The organism is Pseudomonas sp. MRSN 12121, from assembly GCF_000931465.1.
Taxonomy (GTDB): Bacteria; Pseudomonadota; Gammaproteobacteria; order Pseudomonadales; family Pseudomonadaceae; genus Aquipseudomonas.
The window spans coordinates 6,749,256-6,762,939 of record NZ_CP010892.1 but is presented as its reverse complement, the minus strand read 5'-3'; the positions used below and the strand labels follow the sequence as shown (position 1 = coordinate 6,762,939).

Below are 13,684 nucleotides of genomic sequence, written 5' to 3'. Positions count from 1 at the left end.
TTAACTCGCGACAGGCGGCTTGGCCACCGAGCACAGGCGGATCGAGTCGGCGAGGATCTCGATGGCTTTGGGCCGCGGGAAGCTGGCGCGCCAGGCGATCGCCACGGTGCGGAACGGCACTGGCGGCGTCAATGGACGCACCTCGATCACGCCCTGGGCGTAGTGATGGCTGTCCACCGCCGACAGCGGCAGGATCGAAACCCCCAGGCCCGAGGCGACCATGTGACGGATGGTTTCCAGGGAGCTGGATTCCACCGTGGTGTGCTTGGCGCCGTCGTTGCCCTTGGTCAGAGTCGGGCAGGCTTCCAGCACCTGGTCGCGGAAACAGTGGCCTTCGCCCAACAGCAGCAGGCTCTTGTCGTTGAGCAGGCTGGCGTCGATGGTCTCTTTCTGGGTCCAGGGGTGGGTGCTTGGCATCAGCACGTAGAACGGTTCGTCGTACAGCGGCAGGGTCAGCACGTCGGCTTCGTTGAACGGCAGGGCGATGATGATCGCGTCCAGTTCGCCGTTGCGCAGCTTGTCGCGCAGCACATGGGTGAAGTTTTCTTCGATGTACAACGGCATCTGCGGGGCGACCCGGTGCAGTTGCGGAATCAGATGCGGGAACAGGTACGGGCCGACTGTATAGATCGCACCGACTTTCAGCGGCGCGGTCAGCTGGTTCTTGCCGGCCTGGGCCAGCTCGCGGATGCCCTGGGCCTGTTCGAGGACCTTTTGCGCCTGGGCGACAATGCCTTCGCCGACCGGCGTCAGACGTACCGCACTCTTGCTGCGCTCGAAAATCAGCACACCGAGTTCGTCTTCCAGCTTCTTCACGCCCACCGACAGGGTCGGCTGGCTGACATGGCAACGCTCGGCCGCGTGGCCGAAGTGCTGCTCTTGGGCGAGGGTAACGATGTAGCGTAATTCAGTGAGAGTCATAGCGGACGTCCATGAGGTTGCGGGCCAAGCATACCGGCTGCAATCGATAGACGCACGTTATCAGACGCAGGACTTGCTGTGACACCGGGCAATGCATGCAGGGTGTGTGCGCAACAGCAAAAAAGGCACCTTGCGGTGCCTTTTGCGGGGTCTATCTGCGCAGCCTGCTCAGCGGCGACGTTTTTCCAGGGAGTACACGAAGGGCGCGACGATTTCGATCGAGCCGTTGTTGAGCATGTCCGCCGGTGGCTTGGGCAGTGGCTGGGCGCGGCGGATCATTTCCAAGGTGGCCCGGTCCAGATCGGCGTTGCCCGAACGTCCGACCAGTTCGTAGGACAAGACGTTGCCCTGGGCGTCGACCACGAAGCGCAGGCGGTTCAGGCCTTCCTTGCCGCGGGCCTGGGCGCCTGGCGGGTACTTCTTGTACTTGGCCAGATGCGCCAGCAGCGTGCCTTGCCAGCTTTCCTTGGCGGCGATCTGCGATGGCGACGGGCCCGGAGCGGGGGCCGAGGACGGCGCCGCGGTCGGGGTTGGCGGAGCGTCGCTGGGTTTTTCTTCGCTCGGCTTTTCCTTCGGCGGTTCCGGCTTTTTCTCCACCGGCTTGGGCGGTTGTGGCTTGGGCTTGGGTTTGACCGGCTTGGGTACGGAAATCGTCGGCTTCGGTGCTTCCGCAAGCTTGGGCAGCGGCAGCTCTTCGACCGGAGCCGGCGGCTGCGGTGGCGTCACGACCTTGGGCGGAGCGGGTGGAGGCGGTGCCGGAAGCGGCGCCAGCTCGACCATCATCGCCTGGGGCGGCAGTTCGACCGGGGTGGGGGAGCTCCAGTTGAGCGCGAGCAGGATCGCGACCGCATGAACTCCCAGCACGATGGCCAGGCTACCGCTGTAACGCGTCAGTTTTTGGCGCGTCGTGATCATTTCTTGGTAGCCGTCTCAAGTCCGACCAGGCCGACCTTCAGGTATCCGGCGGCCCGCAGGGCATCCATCACGCTCATCAGGTCGCCGTAATCCACGCCCTTGTCGGCCTGGAAGAAGATCGTCGTGTCTTTCTTGCCATGGGTCTTGGCGTCGAGGGTGGCGCCGAGGGCTTCGGCTTTCACTTCGTCGTCGCCCAGATACAGGCGTTGGTCGGCCTTGACGCTGAGGAACACCGGCTTCTCCGGCCGAGGCGCCGGCTTGGCGGTCGAGGCCGGGAGGTCGACCTTGATGTCCACGGTCGCCAGGGGGGCGGCGACCATGAAGATGATCAGCAGCACCAGCATCACGTCGATGAACGGCGTGACGTTGATTTCGTGGTTTTCGGCGAGATCGTCTTCTGCGCCTTCTTTCAAATGCAGGCCCATGGCGGATTACCCTACCTTGGCCACGTGGGGCTGGGCGGTGCGCTCGGCGGTCGGCAGGTGATCGAGATCACGGCTGACCAGCAGCAGGACCTCCGCCGAGGCGTCGGACACCTGGGCCTTGTAGCCGGCGATGGAGCGGGCGAAGACGTTGTAGATGACCACGGCCGGGATCGCCGCGACCAGGCCCAGGGCGGTTGCCAGCAGGGCTTCGGCAATGCCGGGGGCGACGACGGCGAGGTTGGTGGTCTGGGTTTTGGCGATGCCGATGAAGCTGTTCATGATGCCCCACACGGTCCCGAACAGGCCGACGAAGGGGGCGGTGGAACCGATGGTGGCGAGGACGCCGGTGCCGCTGCTCATGTTGCGGCCGCAGGCGGCGACCAGGCGCTCGAGGCGGAAGCTGACACGTTCCTTGATGCCTTCCTTCTCGCGGCTGTTGGCCGACAGGCGCATTTCTTCCAGGGCGTCGTGGACCAGCAGGTTGGCCAGGGTGCCTTCTTTGGCGGCGGTGGCGCTGGCTTCCTTGAGCGTGGTGGCCTTTTTCAGGTTGAGGATTTCACCCCGCAGGCGACGCTTGGCGCCCATCAGCTCGAAGCCTTTGGCGATCCAGATGGTCCAGGTGATGATCGAGGCGATGGCCAGGCCGATCATCACCAGTTTCACGATGATGTCGGCGTTCTGGTACATGCCCCAGGGGGACAGGTCATGGGCCATGCCCAGGGTGTTGTTCGCTTCGAGGACTTCAGGTACGTCGGCAGCCGGTTCGCCTTCGGCGGGAGCCGGCGCTTCAACCGCGGGTGCGGCTACCGGGGCTGCGGTATTGGCAGGGGTGTGGGCGGCTGCCGGGGTAGTGGCAGCGGCGGTTGGGGCCTGCTCATCGGCAAAGGCCGCGCTCGGGGCCAGCAGCAGGCTGAACAGCAACGCGGCGGCCGCGCTCATGGCGCGCAGCGGGCTTGGGCGTTGGGTTGGCGAAGCGGGGAATTGATTGCGTGTCATGCTGGCCGGACCTGAGAGGAAAAAGGGGTAAGTGTCCTTCTAGGCCTCGCAGGGCCGAGAACAAATGGGTCGTCATTATTGCAACTAATTCTTGTTAACAGAAGTAATAGAGTATCTTTTTTTCTTTGATTGCTAGCCGCTCGTCCATTGCCGACGCTAGTCTGTGCCTTTCCGATAGGAGTTTTTCGATGTCCGCCCCTACTGTTCTGATTGCTGGCTGTGGTGATGTCGGCAGCCGCCTGGCCAGGCAATTGCTGGCTGAAAACTGGCAGGTCCATGGCCTGCGGCGCACGGTGGCGCAATTGCCGGCGGGGGTGATCGGCGTGGCGGGCGACCTTTTCAACGCGCAGTGCCCACCCGCCTGGCCCACCGGACCGCTGGATTACCTGGTGTATAGCGCGGCCGCCACCGAGCATGACGAGGCGGGTTATCGCGCGGCTTATGTCGAAGGCCTGACCCACGTCCTGGGGTGGCTCAAGCAGCACGGACAATCGCCGAAGCGCCTGCTGTTCGTGTCCAGTAGCAGCGTCTATGGCCAGAAGGACGGCGAATGGATCGACGAAACGTCGCCTGCCCGGGCCGAGGGTTATTCCGGGCGGCTGATGCTCGAGGCCGAGCAAGTGGCCCTGCGCAGCGGCATTCCTGCCAGCCTGGTGCGTTTGACCGGAATCTACGGTCCGGGGCGGGAGTGGTTGCTGAACCAGGTGCGCCAGGGTTATCGAGTCGTTATCGATCCGCCGCTGTATGGCAACCGTATCCATGCCGACGATGCCGCAGGGCTGCTGGCGTTCCTGCTGCGGACCGACCGGCGCGGCACGGCGCTCGAGGATTGCTATATCGGCGTTGACGATGCGCCGGCGCCCCTGGCAGAGGTGGTGGCCTGGCTGCGCGAGTACCTGGGGGTGACCGAGTGGGCGGCGGATGCCAGTGTGCGGCGTTCAGGCAGCAAGCGGTGCAGTAACGCCCGCGCCAGGGCCCTGGGATGGGAGCCGCGTTATCCGAGCTTTCGCGAGGGGTATGCGCAGATTCTCGAAGGGCTGGGCTGAGCCCCATCCCGGATAAAGAAAAGGAGCCTGGCGGCTCCTTTTTACTGGGTCATTGTTTTTCCAGTAGCCACTGGCGCGTGCCCGGCGTGAGCGAGGGCACTTCGTCTGCTTGGGCCGTGTTGATCGGCTGGAAAATCTCCAGTTTCTTGCCGTCGCGGGCAAAGATCCAGGGATTGCCCTGGCCGTTGAGCTGCAACCACAGGCTGTCGTAGCCGCCGCTCATCGACGCGCAGTCGCCGGCGAGGCACAGTGCGTAGCGATCGGCGCCCGGCAGGCCCATGATCTGGCCGTTGGCCTGGAACAGCACCGTGCCGCCTTCGCCCGGGCCGTTGACGATCTTCCACTCGCCGCCCAGGTAGGCCGAGTACAGGGCGCGCTCGAAGTTGGCGCCCAGTGGTGCGCCTTCCGGGGCCGGGTCTTTGGGACGGTCGAACACCTGTTCCGGCTCGTTGTCGTTGGCTTCCTGCCGCAGTTGCTTGCCGTCGCGCTTCAATTCGCTGGCAGAGCTGCCGTAGAAATCGACTTTCCAAGCGCCGGACTCTTCGGCCAGCACCTTGCCTTCGACGTTTTCGAAGCCGTTGGTGTAGCGCGCCTGGCCGGCCCTGGTATTGACGTCCCACTCCAGGTTCGGGCCGTAGCCTTGCAGGGCTTCGCGCAGAGGTCCGCCCTTGGCGGCGGCGTCGATGGCGACCTGGTTGATCCAGGTGCCACTGATATCACGGTCGGCCGGATCGCTGGCGCAGCCACCGAGGATCAGGGCGCCCAACGAGAGGGCTAGCGCTTTGCGCATGAGCAAATCCTTTCAGAACGAAGACGGCGCGGCCTGGGTGGCCGCGCCGGGTGTGTCACTCGATGACCAGGATGGCATCCATTTCAACCTGCGCGCCTTTTGGCAGGGCGGCAACGCCGATGGCGGCGCGGGCAGGGTAAGGCTGTTGGAAGTACTTGCCCATGATCTCGTTGACCTTGGCGAAGTGGCTCAGGTCGGTGAGGAAGATGTTCAGCTTGACGATGTCCTTGAACGAACCACCAGCAGCCTCGGCCACCGACTTGAGGTTTTCGAACACCTGGACGGTCTGGGCTTCGAAGCCTTCCACCAGTTCCATGGTCTTTGGATCGAGCGGGATCTGGCCGGACATGTAGACGGTGTTGCCAGCCTTGATCGCCTGGGAATAGGTGCCGATCGCGGCGGGTGCCTTGTCGCTGGTGATGACGGTCTTGGTCATGAATGACTCCTTGTAATGGTCGGGTTTGGTGGCGAGTTACGCGCGCATGCGAGTGATGCGGATGACCCCGGTCAGGGCGCGCAGCTTCTTGATCACACGGGCCAGGTGCACGCGGTCGTGCACGCTGACCACCAGTTGGACCACGCTGATGCGGCCATCGCGTTCGTCCATGCTGATTTTCTCGATATTGCCGTCGGCCGCGTTGACGCTGCTGGCCAGGAGGGCAATCAGGCCGCGCTGGTGTTCGAGTTCCACGCGCAGCTCGACATTGAATTCGCCGGTGACATCCTTGGCCCACGACAGCTGGATGCATTTCTCCGGGTTGTGGCGGATTTCGCTGATATTGCGGCAGTTGTCCAGGTGCACCACCATCCCCTTGCCCGCGGACAGGTGGCCGACAATCGGGTCGCCCGGGATCGGCGTACAGCACTTGGCGTAGCTCAGGACCAGGCCTTCGGTGCCGCGGATGGCCAGCGGGCCTTCCGGGCTTGGCAGCTGTTCGCCTTCGCCGAGCAGGCGGCGGGCCACCACATAGGCCATGCGGTTGCCCAGGCCGATGTCTTCGAGCAGGTCTTCGATCAGCTCCAGGCGGTATTCGGCGAGCATGGCTTGCACGCGCTCGGCGGGGATCTTGTCCAGTGCGCTGTCGAAACCGTTGAGCACCTTGTTCAGCAGGCGTTCGCCCAGGCTGATGGACTCGGAGCGGCGTTGCAGTTTCAGTGCGTGACGAATGTGCGTGCGCGCTTTGCCGGTGACCACGAAGTTGAGCCAGGCCGGGTTCGGGCGTGCGCCCGGAGCGCTGACGATTTCCACGGTGGAACCGCTTTGCAACGGTTCGGACAGCGGCGCCAGGCGGCGGTTGATGCGGCAGGCGATACAACTGTTGCCGACGTCGGTGTGTACCGCGTAGGCGAAGTCGACCGCGGTGGAGCCTTTGGGCAGCTCCATGATCCGACCTTTGGGCGTGAAGACGTAGACCTCGTCCGGGAACAGGTCGATCTTCACGCTTTCGATGAATTCCAGGGAGTTGCCGGCGCGTTGCTGCATCTCCAGCACGCCCTTGACCCACTGGCGGGCCCGGGCATGGGTGCCCTTGGGTTGCTCGTCGCCGCTGGATTTGTATAGCCAATGAGCGGCAATGCCGTTGTTGGCCATTTCTTCCATTTCGCGGGTACGGATCTGGATCTCGATCGGCACGCCGTGCATGCCGAACAGCGTCGTGTGCAGCGACTGGTAGCCGTTGGCCTTGGGGATCGCGATGTAGTCCTTGAAGCGGCCGGGCAGCGGCTTGTACAGGTTGTGTACGGCGCCGAGCACGCGGTAGCAGGTATCGACCTTGTCGACGATGATCCGGAACGCGTAGACATCCATGATCTCGTTGAAGGCCCGGCGCTTGCCGCGCATCTTCTTGTAGATGCCGTACAGGTGTTTCTGGCGACCGCTGACTTCACCCTGGATGCCGTCGACGGCCAGGCAGTGGCTCAAGGATTCTTCGATCTTGTTGACGATTTCCTTGCGGTTGCCCCGGGCCCGTTTGACGGCCTGGTAGATGCGTGCGGAACGCATCGGGTGCATGGCCTTGAAGCCGAGGTCCTCGAATTCGATGCGTACGCTGTGCATGCCCAGGCGGTTGGCGATGGGGGCATAGATCTCCAGGGTTTCCTTGGCGATCCGCCGGCGTTTTTCGCCGGACAGCACTTCCAGGGTGCGCATGTTGTGCAGGCGGTCGGCCAGCTTGACCAGGATCACGCGGATGTCGCGTGCCATGGCCATGGCCATCTTCTGGAAGTTTTCCGCTTGGGCTTCGGCCTTGGTCTCGAAGTTCATCTGGGTCAGTTTGCTGACCCCGTCGACCAGTTCGGCCACGGTCTCGCCGAACTGCGCTTGCAGCGCCTCTTTGGCAATACCGGTGTCTTCGATGACGTCATGCAGCATCGCGGCCATCAGGCTCTGATGGTCCATGTGCATGTCGGCGAGAATATTGGCGACCGCTAGCGGGTGCGTGACATACGCCTCGCCGCTGCGACGGCGCTGACCGTCATGGGCTTGTTCGGCGTAGAAATACGCTCGGCGGACCAGATTGACCTGGTCCGTGCCGAGGTAGGTCGATAAGCGATCGGCGAGGGCGTCTATGCTCGGCATGATGACTCCTGCCGTAAGCTGTGATCCCGCGCCGTGCTACGTCGACCAGGCATAGGCTTAGACGGCCTCGTTGGACTCGTCCTCGAATGCAGCGAAAAGCGGTTCATCTTCAACGATTTCGGCTTCGGCGATAGCTGCGTAGTCGATCAGGCCTTCAGCGATTTCGCGCAGGGCGACGACGGTAGGCTTGTCGTTTTCCCAGGCTACTTTCGGCTCTTTGCCGCCGGTTGCCAGTTGACGGGCACGCTTGGTAGAGAGCATGACCAGCTCAAAGCGGTTATCCACGTGTTCTAGACAGTCTTCAACGGTTACGCGGGCCATGGTCTTCCTCGTAGCAAATGCAATATGCGCGGTGCCCGGATGGGCGAGCGGACTCAACAGTTTAAAAAATCACCAGCGATTAGGGAAGCGCTGATTTTTTAACCAAGCTTTCCGACGCGCTACAAGCGCCAATGTAAAGCCCTTGCAGCGGTTTTGGGAAGAGCTGTATCAGCCCAGCAGTTCGGCGAGCAATTTGCCGAAACGCTGTTGCTGGCGCTTCTGGTGCAGCTGGTTGGTACGGAAAATCGCCTTCAGGTCGTCCAGCGCGTGGGCGAAATCGTCGTTGATGATCAGGTAGTCGTAGTCGACGTAGTGACTCATCTCGCTGACCGCTTCGCGCATCCGGCCTTCGATGATCTCGTCGCTGTCCTGGCCACGGTTGGTCAGGCGCTGGCGCAGAGCCTGCTGGGACGGTGGCAGGATGAAGATCGAGCGGGCCTGGGGCATCAGCTTGCGCACTTGCTCGGCCCCCTGCCAGTCGATTTCCAGGATCAGGTCATGACCTTCGTCCAGCGTCTGCTGCAGATGGCTTTGCGAGGTGCCATAGAGATTGCCGAAGACTTCGGCGCGCTCCAGGAAGTCGCCGTGCTCGCCCATCTTCACGAAGGTTTCGCGCGAGACGAAGTGGTAGTTCACGCCGTCCACTTCGCCCGGGCGCATGGCGCGGGTGGTGTGGGATACGGAAACGCGGATCGATGGGTCGGCATCGATCAGGGCCTTGACCAGGCTGGTCTTGCCCGCGCCCGAGGGTGCGGAAATGATGTAGAGGGTGCCGGTGCTGTGGTTCATGTCGGGGTAGCCTTACTCGATATTCTGTACTTGTTCGCGCATCTGCTCGATCAACACCTTGAGGTTGACCGCCGCCTGGGTGCTGCGCGGGTCGAAGGCCTTGGAGCCCAGGGTATTGGCTTCGCGGTTGAGTTCCTGCATCAGGAAGTCCAGGCGTCGGCCAGCGGCACCGCCGGACTTGAGTACGCGGCGCACTTCGATGATGTGGGTGCTCAGGCGGTCCAGTTCTTCGGCGACGTCGCTTTTCTGGGCGAGTATCACCATTTCCTGTTCCAGGCGTGTGGGGTCCAGTTCGGCCTGCATGTCGGCGAAGCGATCGAGGACTTTCTGGCGCTGGGTGGCGAGCATCTGTGGCACCAGTTCGCGCAGGGTCGCGACGTCTTCCTCGATGGCAGTCAGGCGGTCGCTGATCAATCGGGCCAGCTCGGCGCCTTCACGCTCGCGACCATTCTTCAGCTCTTTCAGGCCCTGGTTGAACAGGCTCAGAGCCTCGTTGTTCAGCGCTTGTGGATCGCTGGCGTCGGCCACCAGCACGCCAGGCCAGGCCAGGACTTCCAGCGGGTTCAGGGGCGCCGGCTGCTTGATCAGGCTGGCCACGGATTCGGCGGCGGCCACCAGTTGCGCAGCGCGTTCGCGGTCGACTTGCAGCGGCTTGCCGGTGGTTTCCTCGGTGAAGCGCAGGGTGCATTCGAGCTTGCCGCGCGACAGTCCCTGGCGCAGGGCTTCGCGGACGGCGCCTTCCAGATCGCGGAAGGACTCCGGCAGGCGCAGGTGCGGTTCCAGGTAGCGGCTGTTGACCGAGCGCAGTTCCCAGCTCAGGGTGCCCTGGGTGCCGGCCCGTTCTACCCGGGCGAAGGCGGTCATGCTGTGCACCATGGAGGTACCTCCGATACAGGTCCGCCGCCAACCCTTGATGGGTTGCACGGGCCCGATATGAATGAATTGAAGCCCACAGGCTGCGAAGGCGCAGGATTGTAGCGCAGTGCGAGGGATGCTCCCAAACTGCGGGTGTGACAAAGCGCTGCGGGGCGACCGGAGGAGCGTTCCAGAGGCTCTGCCGACGGAGCGGGACTTTTAGAACTGCCCAGGCAGGGCTGCGGGCTCTATAATGACCGGCAGTTTTCCGTCCCCGTACAGGTATTTCCCTATGAAACGTCCAAGTGGTCGCGCTGCCGATCAGCTCCGCTCGATCCGCATCACCCGCAACTACACCAAACACGCCGAGGGATCTGTACTGGTCGAATTCGGTGACACCAAAGTGATCTGCACGGTCAGTGTCGAGAACGGCGTACCGCGTTTCCTCAAGGGCCAGGGCCAGGGTTGGTTGACCGCCGAATACGGCATGCTGCCGCGCTCGACCGGCGAGCGTAACCAGCGCGAAGCCAGCCGCGGCAAGCAGGGCGGCCGGACCCTGGAGATCCAGCGCCTGATCGGTCGCTCCCTGCGCGCCGCGCTGGACATGACCAAGCTGGGCGACGTCACCCTCTATGTCGACTGCGATGTGATCCAGGCCGATGGTGGCACCCGTACCGCGTCGATCACCGGTGCCATGGTGGCCTTGGTGGATGCGCTGAAAGTGATCAAGAAGCGTGGCGGCCTGAAGGGCGGCGACCCGATCAAGCAGATGATCGCCGCGGTCTCCGTGGGCATGTACCAGGGCGAGCCGGTGCTGGACCTGGATTACCTGGAAGACTCGGCGGCCGAGACCGATCTCAATGTGGTCATGACCAGCACGGGCGGTTTCATCGAAGTCCAGGGCACGGCCGAAGGCGCGCCATTCCAGCCCGAAGAGCTGAACGCCATGCTGGCGCTGGCCAGGAAAGGCATGAATGAGATCTTTGAATTGCAGCAGGCAGCCCTAGCTGACTGATTGCCCGGCGATTGTCGCAAGGAGAGCATCATGAGTGACGACCAGCTTCCGCAGCCCCTGCCGAGCCATGAAGTTCGGCAATGGGCAATGTTCTGTCATCTGTCGGCGTTGCTGGGGATCTGGATTCCGTTCGGAACCTTGATCGGTCCCCTGGTGCTCTGGCAGATGAAGCGCGAGACGGATCCGTTCATCGATGCCCAGGGTAAGGAAGCGCTGAACTTCCAGATCACGGTGGCCATCGCTTCGTTGATCTGCTTCCTGCTGATGGTAGTGCTGGTGGGATTCCTGCTCTTCGGCCTGCTGGCGATCGGCGCCCTGGTGCTGACCATCATTGCCGGGGTCAAGGCCAATGAAGGGGTGGCGTACCGCTACCCATTCACCTGGCGCTTGATCAAGTAGGCCGGGCGCGCACAAAAAAGCCGACATTGCTGTCGGCTTTTTTGTGGCTGCGAAAAGACGCTTAGATGGTCAGCGTCCAGTCGTAGTCCACGATCAGCGGCGCATGCTGCGAGAAGCGTGGCTGGCGCGGCAAGCGTGCGCTGCGTACGAAGCGACGCAGGCCCGGGGTCAACAACTGATAGTCGAAGCGCCAACCCAGATTGAGCATCTCGGCCTGTTCGTTGTCCGGCCACCAGCTGTACTGGTCGCCTTCGCGGCTGACTTCGCGCAGGGCATCGACATAACCCATGTTGCCGACAATCTCATCCATCCAGGCGCGTTCAGGCGCCAGGAAGCCTGGAGATTGCTGGCTGTCGCGCCAGTTCTTGATATCCAGCTTCTGTTGCGCCACGTACAGCGAGCCACAATAAATGTACTCGCGACGTTTGCGCCGCTGCTTATCCAGATAACGGGCGAAATCGTCCATAAGCTTGAACTTCTGGTTCAAGTCTTCATCGCCGTTCTGCCCGGAAGGAAGCAGCAAGGTCGCGATGCTGACCTTGTCGAAATCGGCTTGCAGGTAGCGCCCGTAGCGGTCGGCCGTCTCGAAGCCGAGACCGCTGATGACAGCCTTCGGTTGCAACCGCGAGTACAAAGCCACACCGCCTTGGGCGGGAACTTCGGCATCGCAGGCATAAAGGAAGTAGCCATCCAGTTGGAAGGCCGGATCGTCCAGTTCAAAGGCGGAGGCGCGGGTGTCCTGCAGGCAGATGACGTCGGCATTCTGTGCTTGCAGCCAACTGAGCAAACCTCGCTCCACTGCAGCCTGAATACCATTGACGTTCACACTGATGATCCGCATAAATGGCCCCAAAAATCACGTGCGTGTATGATACCCGAGGTCTACCTAATTAGCTAAATCCGTGGTATTTGGGGCTTTTTCATGCAGGCGTATCAGCGCGATTTCATTCGTTTTGCCATCGATCGCGGGGTTTTGCGCTTCGGTGAGTTCACCCTGAAGTCCGGGCGTACCAGTCCTTACTTCTTCAATGCCGGCCTGTTCAACAGCGGCTCGGCCCTGGCGCAGCTGGGGCGTTTTTATGCGGCGGCGATCGTCGACAGCGGCATTCCCTTCGATGTGCTCTTCGGCCCTGCGTACAAAGGCATTCCTTTGGCGGCGGCGACGGCCGTGGCCCTGGCCGAGCACCATCAGCGCGATCTGCCGTGGTGTTTCAACCGCAAGGAAGCCAAGGCCCATGGCGAGGGCGGTAGCCTGGTAGGCGCGCCCCTGACTGGCGATGTGCTGATCATCGACGACGTGATCACCGCGGGTACCGCGATTCGCGAAGTGATGCAGATCATTGCATCCCAGGAAGGCGCCAAGGCGGCGGGCGTGTTGATCGCCCTGAACCGTCAGGAGCGTGGCAACGGCGAGTTGTCGGCGATCCAGGAAGTCGAGCGTGACTTCGGCATTCCGGTGGTGAGCATCGTTTCCCTGACCCAGGTCCTGCAATTCCTGGCGGACGATCCGGCGCTCAAGCAGCACCTGCCGGCGGTGGAAGCCTACCGCGCGCAATTCGGCGTCTGATACCTGCAGGAGCGAGGCTTGCCCGCGATTGCGGTCTGACCTGATACACCGCTATCGCGGGCAAGCTCCGCTCCTACAGAAGGCGCAATAAAAAAGACCCCGTCGGGCCAGGCCCGGCGGGGTCTTTTTATTGCAGTGCTTAAGGACGCTTGCGGTTGCTGATCAGGGTGCCCACACCGGTATCGGTGAAGATCTCCAGCAGGATCGCATTCGGTACGCGACCGTCGATGATCAGCGAGCTGCCCACGCCACCCTGTACCGCTTCCAGCGCGCAGCGGATCTTCGGCAGCATGCCGCCGTAGATGGTGCCGTCTTCGATCAGGGCGTCGACCTGCTGGGTGGTCAGGCCGGTCAGCACCTTGCCCGACTTGTCCATCAGGCCGGCGATGTTGGTCAGCAGCATCAGCTTCTCGGCCTTCAGTGCCTCGGCCACCTTGCCGGCCACCAGGTCGGCGTTGATGTTGTACGACTCGCCGTTCTCACCGACGCCGATCGGCGCGATCACCGGGATGAAATCACCCTTGACCAGCAGGTTCAGCAGGTCGGTGTTGATGCCGACCACTTCGCCGACGTGGCCGATGTCGATGATTTCCGGCGTGGTCATTTCCGGCGTCTTGCGGGTCACGGTGAGCTTCTTCGCACGAATCAGCTCCGCGTCCTTGCCGGTCAGGCCGATGGCGCTGCCGCCGTGACGGTTGATCAGGTTGACGATGTCCTTGTTCACCTGGCCGCCGAGGACCATTTCCACCACGTCCATGGTGGCCGCGTCGGTAACCCGCATGCCATCGATGAAGTGGCTCTCGATGGACAGGCGCTTGAGCAGGTCGCCGATTTGCGGGCCACCGCCGTGCACCACCACCGGGTTGATGCCGACGGCCTTCATCAGCACGATGTCGCGGGCGAAGCCGGTCTTCAGCTCCTCGCTTTCCATCGCGTTGCCGCCGTATTTGATCACCAGGGTCTTGCCGACATAGCGGCGAATATAAGGCAGCGCTTCGGACAGGACCTTGGCGGTATTGGCGGCGGCATCGCGTTCGAGGGTCATTCGGGGCTCCGGCACTTCAATA

Annotated in this window: 16 protein-coding genes; 4 read left to right on the top strand and 12 right to left on the bottom strand. The window is 62.6% G+C overall.

What is annotated here, in order from left to right:
- From TO66_RS30920 to exbB, 4 genes are all read right to left on the bottom strand, one after another.
- Positions 1 to 921: a hydrogen peroxide-inducible genes activator gene (locus TO66_RS30920; protein ID WP_044465781.1), complete on the bottom strand. Its 921-nt coding sequence runs from the start codon at positions 919 to 921 to the stop codon at positions 1 to 3.
- Positions 922 to 1,089: 168 nt separating this feature from the next.
- A complete protein-coding gene (locus TO66_RS30915; protein ID WP_044465780.1) occupies positions 1,090 to 1,836 on the bottom strand; it encodes an energy transducer TonB in 747 nt (248 codons plus the stop codon).
- Positions 1,833 to 2,261: a TonB system transport protein ExbD gene (gene exbD, locus TO66_RS30910; RefSeq protein ID WP_044465779.1), complete on the bottom strand. Its 429-nt coding sequence runs from the start codon at positions 2,259 to 2,261 to the stop codon at positions 1,833 to 1,835. Before exbD ends, TO66_RS30915 begins: the two co-directional genes overlap by 4 nt.
- Positions 2,262 to 2,267: 6 nt before the next feature.
- Complete coding sequence (gene exbB / locus TO66_RS30905) at positions 2,268 to 3,257, bottom strand: tonB-system energizer ExbB (RefSeq protein ID WP_044465778.1); 990 nt, start codon at positions 3,255 to 3,257, stop codon at positions 2,268 to 2,270.
- A gap of 188 nt (positions 3,258 to 3,445) precedes the next feature.
- Between exbB and TO66_RS30900 the strand changes: the two genes are divergently transcribed.
- Positions 3,446 to 4,303 (top strand): SDR family oxidoreductase, encoded by an 858-nt coding sequence (locus TO66_RS30900; RefSeq protein WP_044465777.1) that lies wholly within the window; start codon positions 3,446 to 3,448, stop codon positions 4,301 to 4,303.
- A gap of 49 nt (positions 4,304 to 4,352) precedes the next feature.
- Here TO66_RS30900 and TO66_RS30895 read toward each other — a convergent pair whose 3' ends face one another.
- The 6 genes from TO66_RS30895 to TO66_RS30870 form a co-directional block, all read right to left on the bottom strand.
- Entirely contained in the window at positions 4,353 to 5,093 is a 741-nt protein-coding gene (locus TO66_RS30895; RefSeq protein ID WP_044465776.1) for a hypothetical protein, read from the bottom strand.
- A 55-nt stretch (positions 5,094 to 5,148) separates the two neighbouring features.
- Positions 5,149 to 5,529: a RidA family protein gene (locus TO66_RS30890; protein ID WP_007921133.1), complete on the bottom strand. Its 381-nt coding sequence runs from the start codon at positions 5,527 to 5,529 to the stop codon at positions 5,149 to 5,151.
- A gap of 36 nt (positions 5,530 to 5,565) precedes the next feature.
- A complete protein-coding gene (gene spoT, locus TO66_RS30885; protein WP_044465775.1) occupies positions 5,566 to 7,671 on the bottom strand; it encodes a bifunctional GTP diphosphokinase/guanosine-3',5'-bis pyrophosphate 3'-pyrophosphohydrolase in 2,106 nt (701 codons plus the stop codon).
- A 57-nt stretch (positions 7,672 to 7,728) separates the two neighbouring features.
- Positions 7,729 to 7,992 carry a DNA-directed RNA polymerase subunit omega gene (rpoZ, locus tag TO66_RS30880; protein ID WP_007921129.1) on the bottom strand — a complete coding sequence of 88 codons (264 nt, stop codon included), beginning with the start codon at positions 7,990 to 7,992 and terminating at the stop codon, positions 7,729 to 7,731.
- A 168-nt stretch (positions 7,993 to 8,160) separates the two neighbouring features.
- Positions 8,161 to 8,781 (bottom strand): guanylate kinase, encoded by a 621-nt coding sequence (gene gmk / locus TO66_RS30875; protein ID WP_044465774.1) that lies wholly within the window; start codon positions 8,779 to 8,781, stop codon positions 8,161 to 8,163.
- A 12-nt stretch (positions 8,782 to 8,793) separates the two neighbouring features.
- Positions 8,794 to 9,657 (bottom strand): YicC/YloC family endoribonuclease, encoded by an 864-nt coding sequence (locus TO66_RS30870; protein ID WP_044465773.1) that lies wholly within the window; start codon positions 9,655 to 9,657, stop codon positions 8,794 to 8,796.
- A 271-nt stretch (positions 9,658 to 9,928) separates the two neighbouring features.
- Here TO66_RS30870 and rph point away from each other — a divergent pair, with 271 nt between their 5' ends.
- Complete coding sequence (gene rph, locus TO66_RS30865) at positions 9,929 to 10,651, top strand: ribonuclease PH (protein WP_044465772.1); 723 nt, start codon at positions 9,929 to 9,931, stop codon at positions 10,649 to 10,651.
- 30 nt (positions 10,652 to 10,681) lie between these two features.
- Positions 10,682 to 11,050 (top strand): DUF4870 domain-containing protein, encoded by a 369-nt coding sequence (locus tag TO66_RS30860; RefSeq protein WP_044465771.1) that lies wholly within the window; start codon positions 10,682 to 10,684, stop codon positions 11,048 to 11,050.
- A 61-nt stretch (positions 11,051 to 11,111) separates the two neighbouring features.
- Here TO66_RS30860 and TO66_RS30855 read toward each other — a convergent pair whose 3' ends face one another.
- Positions 11,112 to 11,891: an exodeoxyribonuclease III gene (locus tag TO66_RS30855; protein WP_003176915.1), complete on the bottom strand. Its 780-nt coding sequence runs from the start codon at positions 11,889 to 11,891 to the stop codon at positions 11,112 to 11,114.
- A gap of 81 nt (positions 11,892 to 11,972) precedes the next feature.
- Between TO66_RS30855 and pyrE the strand changes: the two genes are divergently transcribed.
- Positions 11,973 to 12,617, top strand: a complete 645-nt coding sequence (gene pyrE / locus TO66_RS30850) for an orotate phosphoribosyltransferase (protein WP_044465770.1) — start codon at positions 11,973 to 11,975, stop codon at positions 12,615 to 12,617.
- A 139-nt stretch (positions 12,618 to 12,756) separates the two neighbouring features.
- On the opposite strand, the gene argB is transcribed toward pyrE, so the two are convergent.
- Positions 12,757 to 13,662, bottom strand: a complete 906-nt coding sequence (gene argB, locus TO66_RS30845; RefSeq protein ID WP_044465769.1) for an acetylglutamate kinase — start codon at positions 13,660 to 13,662, stop codon at positions 12,757 to 12,759.
- Between the last annotated feature and the right edge of the window lie 22 nt (positions 13,663 to 13,684).